This window comes from Bosea sp. 29B, assembly GCF_902506165.1.
GTDB lineage: Bacteria > Pseudomonadota > Alphaproteobacteria > Rhizobiales > Beijerinckiaceae > Allobosea.
This window is the reverse complement of record NZ_LR733817.1, coordinates 1,156,781-1,173,290: the sequence shown is the minus strand read 5'-3', so window position 1 is coordinate 1,173,290 and position 16,510 is coordinate 1,156,781. Positions and strand designations below refer to the sequence as shown.

At 66.6% G+C, this 16,510-nt stretch carries 13 protein-coding genes; 3 read left to right on the top strand and 10 right to left on the bottom strand.

Going from position 1 to position 16,510, the window contains the following annotated elements; genetic code table 11:
* Positions 1–93 precede the first annotated feature (93 nt).
* From GV161_RS05680 to GV161_RS05670, 3 genes are all read right to left on the bottom strand, one after another.
* On the bottom strand, positions 94–2,619 hold the full coding sequence (locus GV161_RS05680) for a branched-chain amino acid ABC transporter ATP-binding protein/permease (RefSeq protein ID WP_152015623.1): 2,526 nt from the start codon (positions 2,617–2,619) through the stop codon (positions 94–96).
* A 7-nt stretch (positions 2,620–2,626) separates the two neighbouring features.
* Positions 2,627–3,535, bottom strand: a complete 909-nt coding sequence (locus GV161_RS05675; RefSeq protein WP_152015624.1) for a branched-chain amino acid ABC transporter permease — start codon at positions 3,533–3,535, stop codon at positions 2,627–2,629.
* An 89-nt stretch (positions 3,536–3,624) separates the two neighbouring features.
* Positions 3,625–4,884, bottom strand: coding sequence for an ABC transporter substrate-binding protein (locus GV161_RS05670; RefSeq protein WP_152015625.1), 1,260 nt, complete (start codon positions 4,882–4,884; stop codon positions 3,625–3,627).
* 192 nt (positions 4,885–5,076) lie between these two features.
* On the opposite strand from GV161_RS05670, the gene GV161_RS05665 reads away from it, so the two are divergent.
* From GV161_RS05665 to GV161_RS05655, 3 genes are all read left to right on the top strand, one after another.
* On the top strand, positions 5,077–5,763 hold the full coding sequence (locus tag GV161_RS05665; RefSeq protein WP_348521249.1) for a GntR family transcriptional regulator: 687 nt from the start codon (positions 5,077–5,079) through the stop codon (positions 5,761–5,763).
* 38 nt (positions 5,764–5,801) lie between these two features.
* Positions 5,802–6,578: an SDR family oxidoreductase gene (locus GV161_RS05660; RefSeq protein ID WP_152015626.1), complete on the top strand. Its 777-nt coding sequence runs from the start codon at positions 5,802–5,804 to the stop codon at positions 6,576–6,578.
* Between the two features lie 138 nt (positions 6,579–6,716).
* Complete coding sequence (locus tag GV161_RS05655) at positions 6,717–8,120, top strand: DUF2793 domain-containing protein (RefSeq protein WP_159650168.1); 1,404 nt, start codon at positions 6,717–6,719, stop codon at positions 8,118–8,120.
* A 21-nt stretch (positions 8,121–8,141) separates the two neighbouring features.
* Here the strand turns inward: GV161_RS05655 and GV161_RS05650 are convergent, their stop codons facing one another.
* From GV161_RS05650 to GV161_RS05620, 7 genes are all read right to left on the bottom strand, one after another.
* Entirely contained in the window at positions 8,142–9,482 is a 1,341-nt protein-coding gene (locus GV161_RS05650; protein ID WP_280179054.1) for a nucleotide sugar dehydrogenase, read from the bottom strand.
* Positions 9,483–9,638: 156 nt separating this feature from the next.
* Complete coding sequence (locus GV161_RS05645; RefSeq protein ID WP_152015629.1) at positions 9,639–10,388, bottom strand: FkbM family methyltransferase; 750 nt, start codon at positions 10,386–10,388, stop codon at positions 9,639–9,641.
* Between the two features lie 66 nt (positions 10,389–10,454).
* Entirely contained in the window at positions 10,455–11,306 is an 852-nt protein-coding gene (locus GV161_RS05640) for a metallophosphoesterase (protein ID WP_152015630.1), read from the bottom strand.
* Entirely contained in the window at positions 11,303–12,853 is a 1,551-nt protein-coding gene (locus GV161_RS05635; RefSeq protein ID WP_152015631.1) for an ABC transporter substrate-binding protein, read from the bottom strand. Before GV161_RS05635 ends, GV161_RS05640 begins: the two co-directional genes overlap by 4 nt.
* Before the next feature lie 60 nt (positions 12,854–12,913).
* A complete protein-coding gene (gene araD / locus GV161_RS05630; RefSeq protein ID WP_152015632.1) occupies positions 12,914–14,644 on the bottom strand; it encodes an L-arabinonate dehydratase in 1,731 nt (576 codons plus the stop codon).
* A 154-nt stretch (positions 14,645–14,798) separates the two neighbouring features.
* The gene (locus GV161_RS05625; protein WP_152015633.1) at positions 14,799–15,713 is read right to left on the bottom strand and encodes a dihydrodipicolinate synthase family protein; all 915 of its coding nucleotides are present in this window, start codon (positions 15,711–15,713) and stop codon (positions 14,799–14,801) included.
* Positions 15,706–16,410 carry a GntR family transcriptional regulator gene (locus GV161_RS05620; RefSeq protein WP_152015634.1) on the bottom strand — a complete coding sequence of 235 codons (705 nt, stop codon included), beginning with the start codon at positions 16,408–16,410 and terminating at the stop codon, positions 15,706–15,708. Before GV161_RS05620 ends, GV161_RS05625 begins: the two co-directional genes overlap by 8 nt.
* Between the last annotated feature and the right edge of the window lie 100 nt (positions 16,411–16,510).

The following is a 16,510-nucleotide window of genomic DNA, read 5'->3' as shown; positions in this document are numbered from 1 at the left end:
CGTCATTCTCGGGCGAAGCGAAGCGCAGACCCGAAAATCTCCTGAAAGAGATGTTCGGGTCTACGCCCGAGCATGACGCGCTACGGGATTCCATCACAGCCACAGCACCTGCCGCCGCAAGGCCAGATCCTGGCTCAGCGCTCGCGAGGGGCCGATATGGGTGACCTGGCCGCGCTCGAGGACGACGGTGCGGTCGGAGAGCGCCAGCGCCAGGTCGAGATGGTGGTCGACGATGACGATGGCGATCTCCTTGCGCAGCTTGTCGAAGGCCTCGAACAACTCCTCGACCACCGCCGGGGCCAGGCCCTCGAAGGGCTCGTCGAGCAGGAGCACCTTGGTGTCGCCGGAGAGGGCGCGCGCCACCGCGACCATCTGCTGCTCGCCGCCAGAGAGATAATCGGCCGGTGACTGCCAGCGCTCCCTGATGCGCGGGAAGAAGGCGAAGATCTTTTCGTCCTCCCAATGTGTGCCGTTGCCGGTGCGGCGGCGCAGGCGGCCGAGCTCCATATTGTCCTTGACGCTCATGCCGGCGAAGAGGCCGCGCCCCTGCGGGACGTAAGCCACGCCGGCGCGGGCGATCTGGGCCGGAGGCAGGCGGGCGATATCGCTGCCCGCCAAGCTGATCGTGCCGGACGCAGGCGGGGCGATGCCGGTGATGGTCTTGAGCAAAGTCGATTTGCCGGCGCCGTTGCGGCCGAGCAAGGCGACGATCTCGTTCTCATGCACGCCGAAGCTGACCTGCCGCAGGATGTGGCTCTTGCCGTAGAAGGTGTCGACCTGATCGAGGCCGAGCAGGACCTTGTCGCCGGCGGCGCTCTCGCGCGGCTTCTCGGCCAACGCATGGGCGCCGGAGCCGATATAGACCTCCTGCACCCTGGGTGAGGAGCGTGCATCCTCGACCGTGCCGTCGACCAGCACCGAGCCCTCGTTCATCACCGTGACATGGTCGGCGATGGCGAAGACGCGGTCGATGTCGTGCTCGACCAGGAGCACCGGCAGATCGGTCGAGATCGACTTGATCAGGTTGCCGACGCGCTCGCGCTCGGCCGCGGCGAGACCGGCGAGCGGCTCGTCGAGGAGCAAGATGCGCGGGCTGGTCGCGAGCGCCAAGGACATGTCGAGCAGGCGCTGGCCGCCATAGCTGAGGGAGCCGGCCTCCGCCTGCTCGATGCCGGAGAGGCCCATGGTCGAGATGACCTGACGGGTTTCGTCATTGACCTGCTCCAGGCCGCCAGCCGCCTGCCAGAGGCCGAAGCGTTCGGGCGCCCGCGCCTGCACGGCGAGGCGGACATTCTCGGCGACCGAAAGCGCCGGGAAGAGATTGGTGATCTGGAAGGCTCGGCCGATGCCGGCTCGCGTAATCGCTTCCGGCGAGAGGCCGGCGACATTGCGCTCGCGCAGGCGGACCTCGCCACGGTCCGGCTTGAACAGGCCGGAGATCAGGTTGAAGGCGGTGGTCTTGCCGGCGCCATTCGGGCCAATCAGCGCATGCAGCTTGCGGTCGCGCATGGCGATATCGACGTTCTCGACCGCCTTGATGCCGCCGAAGCTCTTGGCGAGGCCGGTCGCGGTCAAGATCGTGCCGTCGCCGGCATCCTGCGGCTTCATGAAGGCGGGGAGCTCGACCGCGCCGGCCTTGCGGGCCGACATCGCCGCATCCTCGGCCGCCTGCTTGCGGAAGGGCTTCAGCAGGCGCTGGCCGACACCGACGAGACCGTCCGGCGAGAAGACGATGAAGGCGACGAAGAGCAGGCCGAACCAGAACAGCCAGTTCTCGGTGACGCTGGAGAGAAGATCGCGGAAGACGACGAAGAAGAGCGCGCCTAGCGCCGGCCCGAGGAAGGAGCGCATGCCGCCGATCACCACCATCGCCAGCAATTCGCCGGAGAAGGCGACCGAGATCGGCTCGGCCGAGGTCATGCGGTTGTTGAAGAGGAGGAGCGTGCCGGCCAAGCCGGTCAGCGCCGCCGAGACGGTGAAGGCGACGAGCTTGTAGCGGGTGGTGGCATAGCCGAGGAACCGGGCGCGCTGCTCGTTCTCGCGGATCGCGACGAGGACGGTGCCGACCGGCGAGCGATGGAAGCGCCAGAGGCCGTAGACCACGGCGAAGCCGATGGTCGCGACCAGCATGTAGAAGGGCAGGGCGGTCTCGAAATCGATGCCGGCGAAGAGCGGGCGCTTGATGCCGCCGAGCCCGTCCTCGCCGCCGGTGACCGAGGTCCAGCGGAAGGCGACCGAATAGATCATGGCGGCGAGCGCCAGCGTCAGCAGCGAGAAATAGACGCCGCGGCGGCGCAGGATCAGCGCGCCGAAGGCGAAGGCGATCAGGGCGACGAGCGCGACCGCGAGCAGGATCGGCAAAGCGAACTGGCCGGGGAGCCAGTTGCGCTGGATCAGGCCGGCGGCATAGGCGGCGATGCCGAACCAGGCGCCATGGCCGAAGGAGACCAGGCCCGTCGTGCCGACCAGTACGTTGAGTGCCATGCAGGCGATGGCGAAGACGACGACCTCGGTCGCCGAGGTGGTGCCGAGCCCGACCGTGTGCATCAGCGAAGGCAGGATGGCGAGGCCGATGGCGGCGAAGGCAAGCGGGAGATAGTCGCGCTGGGAGCTGGTCATGTCGGCCTCACTCGAAGCGCTGGATGCGCTCGCCGAACAGGCCGCGCGGACGGAAGAGCAGGACGAGCAGCATCATCAGGTAGATCACCGCGGTCGACCATTGCGTCAGGCCAAGGCCGATGGTGATGCCCTTGACCAGGCCGACCATCAGGGCGGCGACGACGACGCCCCAGAACGAGCCGAGCCCGCCGATGACGACGACGACGAAGGCCGGGGTGATGATCTCCTGGCCCATGGCCGGATGGATCGAATAGATCGGCGCCAGCAACACGCCGGCAAGCCCGGCAAGGCCGATGCCGATGCCTGCGACCGTCATCATGTAGGGCTGCAAGGAGATGCCGAGCGCGCCGACCATGTCAGGGTTCTGCACGCCGGCGCGCACGACCCGGCCGAAGGCGGTGCGTTGCAGCAGGAACCAGAGGCCGAGGACGCAGGCTGCTGCGATCAGGATCAGCAAGGCACGGTAGCGCGAATAGATGAAGTCGCCGATGAAGAGCTGGCCGCGCAGTGCCGGCGGGATCGAGAAGGAGAGCGGCGGCGCGCCGAAGATCATGCGCAACGACTGCTCGGCGACCATGGCGAGGCCGAAGGTCAGGAGCAGCGAGAGGATCGGATCGGAGCGGTAGAAGCGCTGGAACAGCCCCCGCTCGATGACGATGCCGATCAGCGCGACCAGCACAGGAGAGGCGATGATGGCGCCGCCGAAGCCGATATGGGGCGCGAGCACGATCGTGAGATAGGCGCCGATCGCATAGAAGGCGCCATGCGCCAGGTTGACGATGCCGCCGAGCGAGAAGATCAGCGACAGGCCGAGCGCGATCAGGAGGTAATAGACCCCGTCGAGCAGCCCGTTCAGCACCTGCTGGATGAAGAGGGTGAGCAAGGGATGACCTTTGCGGACTCGTGCGATGAGCATCTCAGGCCGAAGGAGGCGCCAGCCGGCGCCTTCCAGTCATGAGATTCTCGGGTCTGCGCTGCGCTTCGCCCGAGAATGACGTGAGGTGCTCAGCTCATCTTGCAGACGGCTTCGTCGCCCTGGGTGGCGATGACCTCCATGTCCTCGTTCGGGCCGGGCACCGGCGGCGAAGAGGTGAAGAGGTCCCACTGGTTCTTGACCTGCGCCGCCGGCAGGGCGGTGATCGTATACATCTCGCTGATCAGCTGATGGTCGGAGGCGCGGAAATAACCCTGGCGCGGCTTCATCACGTCGAACTTCGCGCCCTTCTCGAGATGCTCGAGGATCTTGGCCGTATCGGTCGACTTCAGCTCGTTCATCGACTGGGCCATGACCTTGACGCCGACATAGTCGCCCCAGGCCTGGTTCTCCGGCGGCTTGCCGTATTTCTTGGTGAAGGCGGCGACGAAGGCCTTGGTCGAGGGCGTGTCGATCAGGTGATGCCAGACGCAGGGCCAGATGCCGCCGAAATTGTCCTTGCCGGCGGCCCAGGCGAGGGCGGTGTCGAAGCCGAAGCCGGCGACCGGGAAGGTCAGGCCGAATTCGGAATACTGCTTCAGGAAATTGGTGATCTGGTTGCCGGCAAGGTTGGAGATGACGAGATCGGGCTTGGCGGCACGGATCTCCAGCAGCAGCGCCGAGAAGTCGGTCGCGTCGGTCGGCACCAGCTTGTCGGCGGCGAACTGGCCGCCATTGGCTTCCATGAAGCGCTTGGCGACCTTGCTGAGATCATGGCCGAAGGCATAGTCGGCGGTGAGCGAGAACCACTTCTTGCCCTTGACCAGACCCTGTGCCAGCAGCGAGCGGCCGGCGCTCTTCACATACATCGAGTTCTGATGCTCGACATGGAACATGTAGCGGTTGCAGCTCTCGCCGCGGAGCGCATCGGAATTGCCGCCGGTGTTGAAGAACAGCTTCTTGTTGCGGGCCGCGACCTGCGAGATCGTCAGGCAGGAGGCCGACGAGATCTCGCCGATGATACAGGCGACCTGGTCGCGCTCGAACATGCGCTCGGCCTTGGTCGAGGCGGTCTGCGGGTTGACAGAGTCTTCCTTGAGCAGTTCGAGCTTGCGGCCGTTGATGCCGCCGGCGGCGTTGATCTCTTCAGCGGCGAGATCAGCGGCCATGACGCCGTATTCGCCGAGCGGGCCGAGGAAGCCGGTGCGCGGCGTCAGGTGCCCGAAGCGGATCGCTTCCGATGTCTGCGCGAGAATGACCGCCGGGCTGGCGACGAGGCCCGTGGCCATCCCGCCGAGCCCGACGAGCGTCTGACGACGCGAGAGGCCCTTGATCCTTGACTGCTCTGACATTCCGTTCCTCCCAGAACTCGCCCGCGCTCTTCGGCGTCGGATCGCGTGGATCGTCTTCTTCACTCTGCGGTTTCGAACCGCTTGTCGTGATCTGTGATCACAGTTAGGTTGGCAGACATGGTTGCCCGAGTCCAGCCCTCTGTTGCGCCGCAATCGCGGCCTGCCTCCTCCGGTGCGGGGAAGCTGGGAGAGGTGTCGGCGCTCGACGAGGTCGGCTCGCTCCAGCACGAGACGCTGGGCGAACGGGTCACCGGCGAGCTCAGGGCGCTGCTGATCGCCGGGCGGCTGGCGCCGGGCGAAAAGCTGTCGCTGCGCCGCGTCGCCGAAGCGCTCGGCGTCTCGATGATGCCGGTGCGCGAGGCGGTGAGCCGGCTCGCCGCCGACAAGGCGCTGGAAGTCCTGCCGGGGCGGGCGGTGCGCGTGCCGGTGCTGACGCTGGCGCAGTTCCGCGAGCTCACCCGGATCAGGCTGGTGGTCGAAGGCTTTGCCGCCGAGGAGGCGACGAAGGTCATCACCGACGCGCAGATCGCCGTGGTCGCCGAGCACGAGGCGGCGTTCCTGGCCGCGGCCAAGGACCCGCCTGACCCGGCCGCCGCGGTCGCGGCCAATCGCGACCTGCATTTTTCTCTCTACGAAGCCGCCGGCATGCCCTCGCTGGTCGAGATGATCGGGCGGCTCTGGCTGAAGGCCGGGCCGGTCCTCAATCTCGACATGCGGCACGAGCCGCGCCGGCTCGATGGCGGCAGCGCCGTCGTCGCGCATGCGCAATTGCTGGCGGCCCTGCGGCGGCGCGATCCGGCGGCGGCGCGGCAGGCGCTGGTCGAGGACATCAGCGCTGCGGCCGAGCATATCGAACGGACGGCGCGGCTGGCGGAATAACCGGCCGGCCGAAGAATGAAGGAAGAGGGACGGAAACGATGGATCTGACGATCAAGGGCTTGCGTGTGCTGGTGACGGCGGGCGCCAATGGCATCGGTCGGTCGACGGCGCGCGCCTTCGCGACAGAGGGCGCCAAGGTCCATATCTGCGACGTCGACGAGAAGGCGCTCGCCGAGATGGCTGAGAGCGATCCTGCGATCACACGCTCGGTCTGCGACGTCTCCGACCGCAAGGCCGTGGCAAGGCTGTTCGAGGAAGCCCTGGCGGCGCTCGGCGGGCTCGATTGCCTCGTCAACAATGCCGGCATCGCCGGGCCGACCGGCCGGGTCGATGAGATTGCGCCGGAGGACTGGGATTCCTGCGTGGCGATCGACCTGACGGGCCAGTTCAACTGCACGCGGCTCGCGGTCGAGCACCTCAAGCAGTCGAAGAACGCGTCGATCGTCAATCTCTCCAGCCAGGCCGGCAAGCACGGCTTCCCGTTGCGCTCGCCCTATGCCGCGGCGAAATGGGGCGTGATCGGCTTCACCAAGGCGCTCTCGGCCGAGCTCGGCGAGTTCGGCATCCGCGCCAACGCGATCTGCCCCGGCCTCGTCGACGGTCCCCGCATCCAGAGCGTCATCGCCAACAAGGCGCGCTCGCTCAACGTCTCGCATGACGAGATGACGCATCGGCTCTTCGCCGGCGTCTCGATCAAGCAGTTCGTCGATCCCACGGACATCGCCAAGCAGATCGTCTTCCTGGCCTCGCCCTTCGCCAAGACGATCTCGGGGCAGGAGATCTCGGTCTGCGGCGATACGCGGATGCTGAGCTGAGGGCTGCAGACGCATTTTTCCGGCTCGATCGACCCGGTGCGGGGATAGATTCGCAATCGATCCCCGCTGCTTGCGAAGCCCGCATAATCGGCTGGCATGGCGCGCCTCCCGCGCGCTGCTCCGATCCAGCGAGGTCCCATGAGCGATACGCCGCGTCTTGGCCTGCCCCTGCTCGCCGCCGGGCAGGCGCAAAAACATGTGACACACAATGATGCGCTGATGCGGCTCGACGCGCTGGTGCATCTCGTCGTCGCCAGCCGGACGCAGACCGTCCCGCCGGCTTCGCCCGGCGAGACCGCCGCCTATATCGTGCCGGCTGGTGGCACCGGCGTCTTCGCCGGGCACCAGGACGATCTTGCGATCTTCGAGGACGGTGCCTGGAGCTTCCTCGACCCGCGCTCCGGCTGGCAGGCCTGGGTGAGCGACGAGGCCGAGCATCATGTCTGGACCGGCACGCAATGGCGCCGCTCGCAGCCGGTGAGCAGTCTCGGTGCTGCGCTCTGGGGTGTGAATACGACCGCCGATACGACGAACCGGCTCTCGGTTTCCGCCGACGCGACCCTGTTCAATCACGCGGGCACCGACCATCGCCTCAAGCTCAACAAGGCGAGCGCCGCGCGCACGGCGAGCCTGCTCTTCCAGGACAACTGGTCCGGCCGGGCCGAGATCGGCCTCGCCGGTGACGACCAGCTCCGGATCAAGGTCAGCCCGGACGGGAGCAGCTGGACCGAGGCGCTGGTCGTCGACCGGACGAGCGGGCTGGTCACGCTCCCAGCCAGCAACTGGGCGCGTGAGACGCCGCGGCCGAACCTGCTCGTCAATGGCGACTGGCAGATCAACCAGCGGGGCTTTGCCGGCGGCTCATTGGCGGCCGGAGCGTTCGGCTATGACCGCTGGAAGGCGCATACCGGCGGCGCCAGCCTCAGCAGCAGCGGCTTCGACCTGACGCTGACCTCCGGCGCAATCCGCCAGATCGTCGAGCCGGCGCTCTGGGGCGTGACGTCCTTCGCATCGATGCCGCTATGCCTGTCGGTCGAGGCTCTCAGCGGCGGCAGTCTCGATGTGACGGTCGGCAGCGTCTCCGGAACGATCACTGCGGGCAGCGGCCGCCGCTTCGTCGCGTTGACGCCGGCTGCCGGCGACACCGGCAACCTGACGGTTCAGCTCGCGCCGGCGGCGGGGGCGGTGACCTTCCGCGCGATCAAGCTTGAGACCGGCGCGGCGCCCAGTTCATGGCTGGCGCGCAGCCAGACGCAGGAACGGCAGCTCTGCGAGCGCTACTATTGGCGGCCCGGCCATCCGTGGTTCATCGACTGCTATCAGGTGGGCAGCGCATACTCGCAGCAAATCCTCGCTTTCCCGACCGCGATGCGGACTGTGCCGACGGCAAGCTATTCCGTCACGGCAGAAGCCAACATATTCGGCGGCGAGCGCTCGATCTCGTCGAGCTCCAATGTCGGCGCACTGGCGATGATCCGGATTTCGACGCTCGGCCGGGCCTATGCCATCTTCAACGACATCGCCTTCAGCGCCGAGCTTTGAGCCGCCGCCGGCCGCGTTCCATCAGGCTTTGAAGATGTTGTCCGCCTTGATGCCGGCCCGTGTGCAGACATTGCGCGTGTCGATCACCAGCTTCGAGCCGGCGACGATCGCCGCATAGTCGACGTCGTCATGGTCGGTGGCGATGAGCACGGCGTCGAAAGCGGCGAGCGAGGCGGCATCGACCGGCACGCTCCTGCGGCCTGCGAGCGTCGGGTGCTCGCGGGTCGGCGGTAGCACCGGGACATGGGGGTCGTGGAAGGCGGTGCGGGCGCCGCGCTTCTCGATCAGTTCGATCAGCTTGAGCGAGGGGCTCTCGCGGGTATCCTCGACATTCTTCTTGTAGGCGAGGCCGAGGATCAGGATCGAGGCGTCGCTCAGATTCTTGCGGCCGTGGACGTCGAGCAGGGTCGCGAGGCGATCGACGACCAGATAGGGCATGCGGGTGTTGATCTCGCCGGCGAGCTCGATGAAGCGGGTAGCGACATCGTATTCGCGCGCCTTCCAGGTCAGGTAGAACGGGTCGATCGGGACGCAGTGGCCGCCGAGCCCGGGGCCGGGATAGAACGGCATGAAGCCGAATGGCTTGGTCTTGGCCGCCTCGATCACCTCCCAGATGTCGATGCCCATGGCCGAGTAGACCGTCTTGAGCTCGTTGACGAGGGCGATGTTGACGGCACGGAAGATGTTCTCGGTCAGCTTGACCGCCTCCGCGGTGGCAGTCGAGGAGACCGGCACGGTCTTGACGACGAGCGCTCCATAGAGCGCCAGCGCCATCGCCTGTGCGTCGAGGCCGTCGCCGCCGACGACCTTCGGGATGCTGGAGGTGCCGAAGTCCGGGTTGCCGGGGTCCTCGCGCTCTGGCGAGAAGGCGAGGAAGAAGTCCTCGCCGCTCTTCAGCCCGCTCGCCTTCTCCAGGAGTGGGCGCATGATCTCGTCGGTGGTACCGGGATAGGTGGTCGATTCCAGCACGACGAGCTGGCCGCGGCGCAGGCGCCGGCCGATCGCCTCGGTCGTCCTGACGACATAGGACAGATCCGGTTCGCGATGCCTGGTCAGCGGCGTCGGCACGGCGATCAAGAGCGCATCCGGCTCGCCCAGACGGTCGAAATCCGCGGTCGCAACGAAACGGTCGGCGGCCACGGCCTGCGCGATCGACTCCATCGGGATGTGCTTGATCGCACTGCGACCGGCATTGATGTCGTCGACGCGCCTGGCGTCGATGTCGAAGCCGACGACGCGAAAACCTTGCCGCAAGGTCGCGAGCGCGAGCGGAATGCCGACATAGCCGAGGCCGATGATGCCGACGACGAGCGAGCGGTCGTTGACGCGTTCAATGAATTGCTGGGCTGCTGGCGACGTCACGGTGCATCCTGAAATTGCGGCAGCATCGGCCAGCGGCTCATTTATCGGTCGAGCTTTTCCAGAGTTACCAAACTGCGTCAACATCCGCTGAGGCCTTCGTGATGCGGTCTGGCCCTGTGTGCATCCGTTGTGGCAGGCGTTTACCTGCGCTTGGCTTTAGTCTTTGAAAATGCTTTTGAAATGTCGGTTGATCGCGCCATCGTCGACCACGACGCCGCGGTTCCGCTCGATCAGGAACGCGGGGTGCCAGTACCAATCGTCGAAGCCGACATTGAGGCGGTCGTAGCCGGCCTCGGCCAGCAGAATTCGCATCTCCTCGCGCCGAGGCTCGACGAAATTGTGCTCGATGGTGAAGAGCGCGATACGGTGGCGGGCGAAGTCGATCGTGCGCAGAATCTCCAGTTCCGATCCTTCAGTGTCGAGCGAGACATAGTCGAAGCCGGTTTCGGCGAAGTCTGCCATCGCGGCGATCGCGGCGAAGCTGATCGTCTCGACCTGGATGAGCCCATGCGTTGCGGCGGCGCGAGCACGGTCGTCGGCATAGCGGTCATTGCCGGCGAATTCGGCCAGTGTCCCGATTTCCTGGGAGGGGATGAAGGACAGGACCTGGCCGGTCTCGCGATAGACCGCCCGTTCCAGGCAGATCGCGCTGCGGCTTTCGCGCAAGCGAGCGAAGAGGCCGGGGTTCGGCTCGACGCAGACACCCTGCCAGCCATGTTCGCTTTCGAGGAAGTAGCTGTTGCTGTGCAGGACGCCGTCGAAGGCGCCGATCTCGGCGAAGCGGCCGTCGCGGCGGCCATTGCACATGGCGAAGACCCAGCGCTCCTGCTCGATCTGCGAATTGGTTGGCATCTCATAGGCGATCGCGGGATCGAAACGGCGCTCGTCCAGTTCGGATTTCGTCATTGCCGCCCTTGCGCCTGCTGCCCGGAACAAGGCTAGCCGGGCCTCTTCAGAAGCGCCAGCTGGCACTCAGGCAGCGATCCGCGGCGGGGAGGGTGGCATCTCGCGCAGGAAGCGGTAGCGGCCATGCTGCTTGATGGCGGCGAGGTCATGCGAGACGAGGCCCTCAGGCCGGACAATCTCGACGCCGACATCATCGCCATCGAAGTCGAGCACCGCAAAGCCACAGCGCCGGTCGCCGCCCTGCCCGTGATTGCCGGAGAAGGCGAGCGAGGGTACCCAGAGATGGCGCAGGCCGTCGATCCGGCGGTCGCGATGCGCGTGCAGGTGGCCGCTGACGATCAGCCGGATATCGGCCTTGCAGAGACGCTGTATCAGCTCGCCACGCGGAGCTGGGCAGAGCGAGGCGGGGCTGGGCTCGGCCTCATCCGGACTCTCGACGAAGAGCGGCTTGTGCAGCACGAGTGCGACGCGGTCACCCTTACTCTCCGCGAGCATCGCATCGAGCCAGTCGTTCTGCTCGGCTTCACGGGCAAGCCCCGAGCCGAAGAGCTGTGCGTTGACGCCGAGCAGGGTCCAGCCGTCGAGCTGGAAGCGCCAACGGTCAACGCCGATGGCGTTGTCCCAGCGGGTGAGGCGCGGCTCGTCGACGATCTGGTTCGGATCTTGGCCCGGTGGTTCGTCGCCGATGTCGTGATTGCCGGGCAGCGGCAGCACGGTGCCGGGCAGCGTGGCCAGCGCCTTGGCGGCGAATTCCATCTCGGCGTCGCTGTCGGGCCCGTCGATGCAGAGGTCGCCGTTGACAATGGTGCAGGCCGCCTCGATCCGGCTGGCGGCGTCGCAGGCGAGCTGCCAGTTTGGCCAGAAGAAGCCGTGCGTGGGCGAGAGATGCGGGTCGGAGAGGACAATGACGCGGGTCATGCGAAGCTCAGGTTTAAGGGGCGGAAATCCATGTAGTAGAGCGGGTAGTGGTTCCACCTGACATCGCGGCGCTTCGCGAAGTATTCCCGCACCTGGTAGAGGGTCAGCGCCGGGGCCTCGGCCTCGTATTCGTCCATCAGCGCCAGCCAGAGCCGCTTGCGCTCGGCCGGATCGGTCGCGAGCTTCAGCTCGTCGCTGATCGCGTTGAATTTCACCGGCTGCCAGAAGCCGCTCTTCTGGGTCGAATAGTCCTTCGACAGATTGACCATCAGGCCGCCGCCGAGCGGATCGGGAAAGCGGAACGAGACCGAGATCGGCCGCACATCGGCGCCCGGGCGAATGACCTGGGCGACATTCTCGACGGTCTCGAGGCGGCTCCTGACGCCGACCGCCTCCCACATCTGCTGGACCACCTGCACGGCAAGGTCCATCTGCAGATAGTAGCCCGGCGCGATCCGGATCACGACCTCCTCGCCCTTGTAGCCGCCTTCCTTGAGGAGCTTGCGAGAGAGGTCGGGGTCATAGGCGTGGCCGCGGCGGCCGGTGTCGTAATAGTCGCCGAACGCCGGCGTCTGCAGCGCTGCCATGCGCTGGAAGTTCGGCCCCCAGAGCGACTTGCCGAGCGTCTCCATGTCGACGGCATGGTTGAGCCCGCGCCGGACGCGGGCATCCCTGACTACCGGGTTGCGCGTGTCGTAATAGAGGATATGGGCGAGATCGAGCACGACCTCGATGCCCTCCAGCGTCGGGCTGCCCCTGAATGTCTCGGCCTGCTCGGGGAGCAGGTTGGTGACGAGGTCAAAATCGCCCGCGTGCAGGCCGGCGAGGCGTGTCGCAGCTTCGGGCACGGCGATCAGGATGATCTGGCGCGCGGCAGGGCGACCCATCCAGTATTCGTCATGGCTTTCGAGCACGAGGCGCTGGTTGCGCTGGAATGAGCCGATGCGATAGGGGCCGCTGCCGACCGGCTTCTGGCGCATGCCGGCGAGGCCCTGCTCCTTGTAGAATTTCGCCGAATGGATCCAGCCGCCATAGGAGGCCAGGCGCTGCGGCATCGCCACGTCGGGCGTTGCGGTCCTGAATACGACCGTATCGCGTCCCTCTGCCTCCACCGCAGTGAGGTGGCCGAAATTGACGCGGCCCTCATGGTGCTGGACCTCCTTGCCGTACATGCGCTCGGGCGAGAAGGTCGAGAGCACGTCCTCGGCCGAGAGTACGCTGCCATCATGCATGCGCACGCCGTCGCGCAGCTTCGCCTCCCAGGTCAGCGGATCGCGCTGCCGCAGCGAGGTCGCAAGATGCGGCAGCAAATGCTGGCCGCCTTCGGCAGCCTCGCGGTTGAAGTCTCGGCGCCAGAGCGTGTCGAAGACATTGTAGGTCGACCGCAACCCGACATTCGAGATCGCCTCGAACGGCTCAAGTGTCGGCGGCAGCGCCTGCACGGCGACGCGCAGCACCGGGCGCGTATCGGCCTGCGCCCGCACCAATCTGGGCAGGAAAGCGGGCGCGGCGAGACCGGCTGCGAGAAGGTTGCGGCGGGTGACCATGGCGCGCTCCGTTGGGAGCCGCGAAGCTGGTCGCCTGCAGTTACAGCGATGTGACGGCGGTCAGTGAATCTCCGGCTCGGCCACCTTCGCCGTGCCCACGAGATAGTCGAAATCGCAGCCCTTGTCGGCCTGCTGGATATGGGCGGCGGACATCTTGCCCCAGCCGCGAGGATAGTCACGGTCGGGGGGCGACCAGCTCTTCAAGCGCTCGGCGATCTCGACATCCGACAGGTTGACAGAGATGCTGCGCGCTTCGACATCGACGCTGATGATGTCGCCGGTCTTCACCGCTGCGAGCGGGCCCTTGATATAGGCCTCCGGCGCGATGTGGAGCACGCAAGCGCCGTAGCTGGTGCCGGACATGCGGGCGTCGGAGAGCCTGAGCATGTCACGCACGCCCTGCTTCAGCAGCTTCTTCGGGATCGGCAGCATGCCCCATTCCGGCATGCCGGGGCCGCCGACCGGGCCGCAATTCTTCAGCACCATGACATGGTCGGCGGTGACGTCGAGGCTCTCGTCGTTCACTGCCTTCATCATCGCATCATAGTCCTCGAAGACGAGGGCCGGGCCGGAATGCCTGAGCAGGCGCTCCTCGGCCGCGGAAGGCTTGATGACGCAGCCGCCCGGAGCGAGGTTGCCCTTCAATACCGCGAGGCCGTTGGCGGTCGAGACCGGCTTGTCGAGCGGGCGGATGACGTTGTCGTCATAGACCTGGGCGAGGGCGATCGTCTCGGAGATCGGCTTGCCGGTCACCGTCATGGCGCCGGTGTGGAGCTTGCATTCGAGCTGCTTCAGCAGGGCAGGGAGCCCGCCGGCATAGAAGAAATCCTCCATCAGAAAGTCCCCGGACGGACGCAGGTTGGCGATCACCGGGACCTTGCGCGAGAAGGCGTCGAAATCATCGGGCGTCAGCGGCACGCCGGCGCGGCCGGCCATGGCGACGAGATGGATGATCGCATTGGTCGAGCCGGCGACCGCCATATGGACGGTGAGCGCGTTCTCGAAGCTCTTGCGGGTCAGGATGCGGTCGGGCGTCAGATCCTCCCAGACCATCTCGACGATGCGCTTGCCGGAGGCTGCGGCCATGCGCGGATGGGCGGCGTCGGCGGCGGGAATGGCGGAGGCGCCCGGCAGGGTGAGGCCAAGGACCTCGGCATGGCTCATCATGGTCGCGGCCGTGCCCATCACCATGCAGGTGCCGTAAGAGCGGGCGATGCCGCTCTCCATGTCGCGCCATTGCGCGTCGGAAATATTGCCGGCTTCCTTCTCGGCCCAGTACTTCCAGACATCGGCGCCGGAGCCGAGCGTCTTGCCGGCCCAGTTACCGCGCAGCATCGGACCGGCCGGCACGAAGATGAAGGGGAGCCCGGCGCTGCAGGCGCCCATGATCAAAGCCGGCGTGGACTTGTCGCAACCGCCGAGCAGCACGGCGCCGTCGAGCGGGTGCGAGCGGATCGATTCCTCCGCCTCCATCGCCAGGAAGTTGCGATAGAGCATGGTAGTCGGCTTCTGGTACTGCTCGGAAGCCGACATCACCGGGATCTCGACCGGGAAACCGCCGGCGGCCCAGACGGCGCGTTTCACCGCCTCGGCGCGGTCGCGCAGATGGGTGTGGCAGGGGTTGATCTCGGACCAGGTGTTGAGGATGCCGATCACCGGCTTGCCCATGAACTCGTCATGGTTGAGGCCCATCTGCAGCGCCCGCGAGCGGTGCCCGAAGGAGCGCAGGTCGCTGGCGCCGAACCAGCGCTTCGAGCGCAATGTGTCGGGCGTCTTGCGGGGATGGGACATCGGCGTTTCCTCGAATTTTTGGTGTTCTAACTTGGTGATCGGGCTGGAGAAACGTCATGGTCGGGCTTGACCCGACCATCTCGGAAACCAGTGCGTTCTGGTCCTGAGATTCTCGGGTCTTCGCTACGCTTCGCCCGAGAATGACGGCAGAAATTTACTCCGCTGCCGCGCGCTGGCTTCCCCAGCTGCCGACGATCTTGCGCAGCTCGGCGCGCTCGCTCTCGTTCAGCTCGGGCAGGCCGGGCAGGCGGACCGGGCCGACATTGGTGCCGAGCAGGCCGAGCGCTTCCTTGACCACGGTGACGTTGGCGCCGTTGCCGTATTTGGTCCGCAACGTCTCGAAGCCGGCGATCTCGTCAACGAGGCGGCGGGCGAGCTCGTAATTATTGGCCTCCAGTGCCTGCCAGATCGCCAGCGAGCGCTCGGGCGCGACATTGACCAGCCCCGAGGTGAAGCCGCGGGCGCCGAGCGCATGGAAGGGCGCGGCCCAGCCCTCGGCGAGGCCGCAGATCCAGTTGGCGCTCGAGCCTTGCGTGGCGCGGACGCATTCGGCGAGCAGCATCATATTGGGCGATGCGAACTTGACGCCGGCGACGTTGGGATGGGTCGCGACGCAGGCGAGGTCCTTCACGCCGATCGCGTCGGAGCGGATATAGGCGACGAGCGGGATCGTCAGCGCCTCGGCGATGGTGAGGATGTAGTCGGCCTGGCTTTGCGGGGCGGCGAAGGGGTCGAGCGGGTGATGCACCATCACCGCGTCGCAGCCGGCTTTGGCGGCGAGCTTGCCGGTCGCGATTGCCTCGCGCAAAGACCTTCCGATGCCGGCGGTGACCAGCGCCTTGCCGGCTGCGGCCTCGGCGGCGACGGCGTGGCTGCGCACCACCTCGTCGGTCGTCATCGGGTAGAATTCGCCGGTGTTGCCGGCCGAGACGATGTTGTGGATCCCGGCCTGCGCAATGCCCGCGACGATCTTGCCGGTCAGCGTCCAGTCGGCCTCGCCATCGCCTTTCCAGGCGGTGACGTGCACGCCGGAAATGCCGCGCAGCGCGGCGCGAACCTTGTCACTCATCGTAATCCAATCCTTCCGCATCGGCGCCGAAGACCTGGCGCACATGGCTCTTGGCGGAGCGCACGATATGGCTGCGCATGCGCTGCTCGGCCCTTGCCGGCTCGTGTGCGCGCAGCGCCTCGAAGATGCCGCGATGCTCCTCGAAGCCGCGGGCGCGTTCGCTCGGCTCGCCGAGCAGAGCAATGCGCTGGGCATGGTCGTACATGCGCTGGCCGTCGAGTCGGCGCTCCAGATAGGCGCAGCCGGAGATGCGGTGGATCATGCCGTGATAGGTCTCGTTCAGATTGACGAGGTCCTCGAGATCTCCATGCGCGGTCGCCTGCGCCATCTCGTCGATCAGGCGGGCCATCTCGGCGATCTCGCCGGCGCTGATGCGGTTGGCGGCGATGTGGGTCATGACGCTTTCGAGCGCGGCGCGGCCGAGCGCCATCTCCAGCGCCTGACGGGCCGAGAACTCGACGAAGACGCCGCGGCGGGCTTCGGTCCGGACCAGGCCCTCGCTCTCCAGCATGCGGATCGCGTCCTTCACCGGCGTGGTCGAGACCCCCAGCATGTCGGCGAGCTGGCGCTCGTTCAGCCGTTCGCCCTCGCGGAACTTTCCCGCGACGATCGCCCGGCGCAGGCGCTCGTGCACATGCTCGCGTAGCGAGCGCAGCAGGTGCGGCGAGACGGGTTCGATGGCGAGCGCGTTTGACATCCCGAGTCCTCTGGCGAGACAGCGGCACGATTCGTCTCGGCCGCAGCTCTCTCGCCATTGCCTCACCAGACACCACAAAGTGCAAGCGACATCAAGTCTG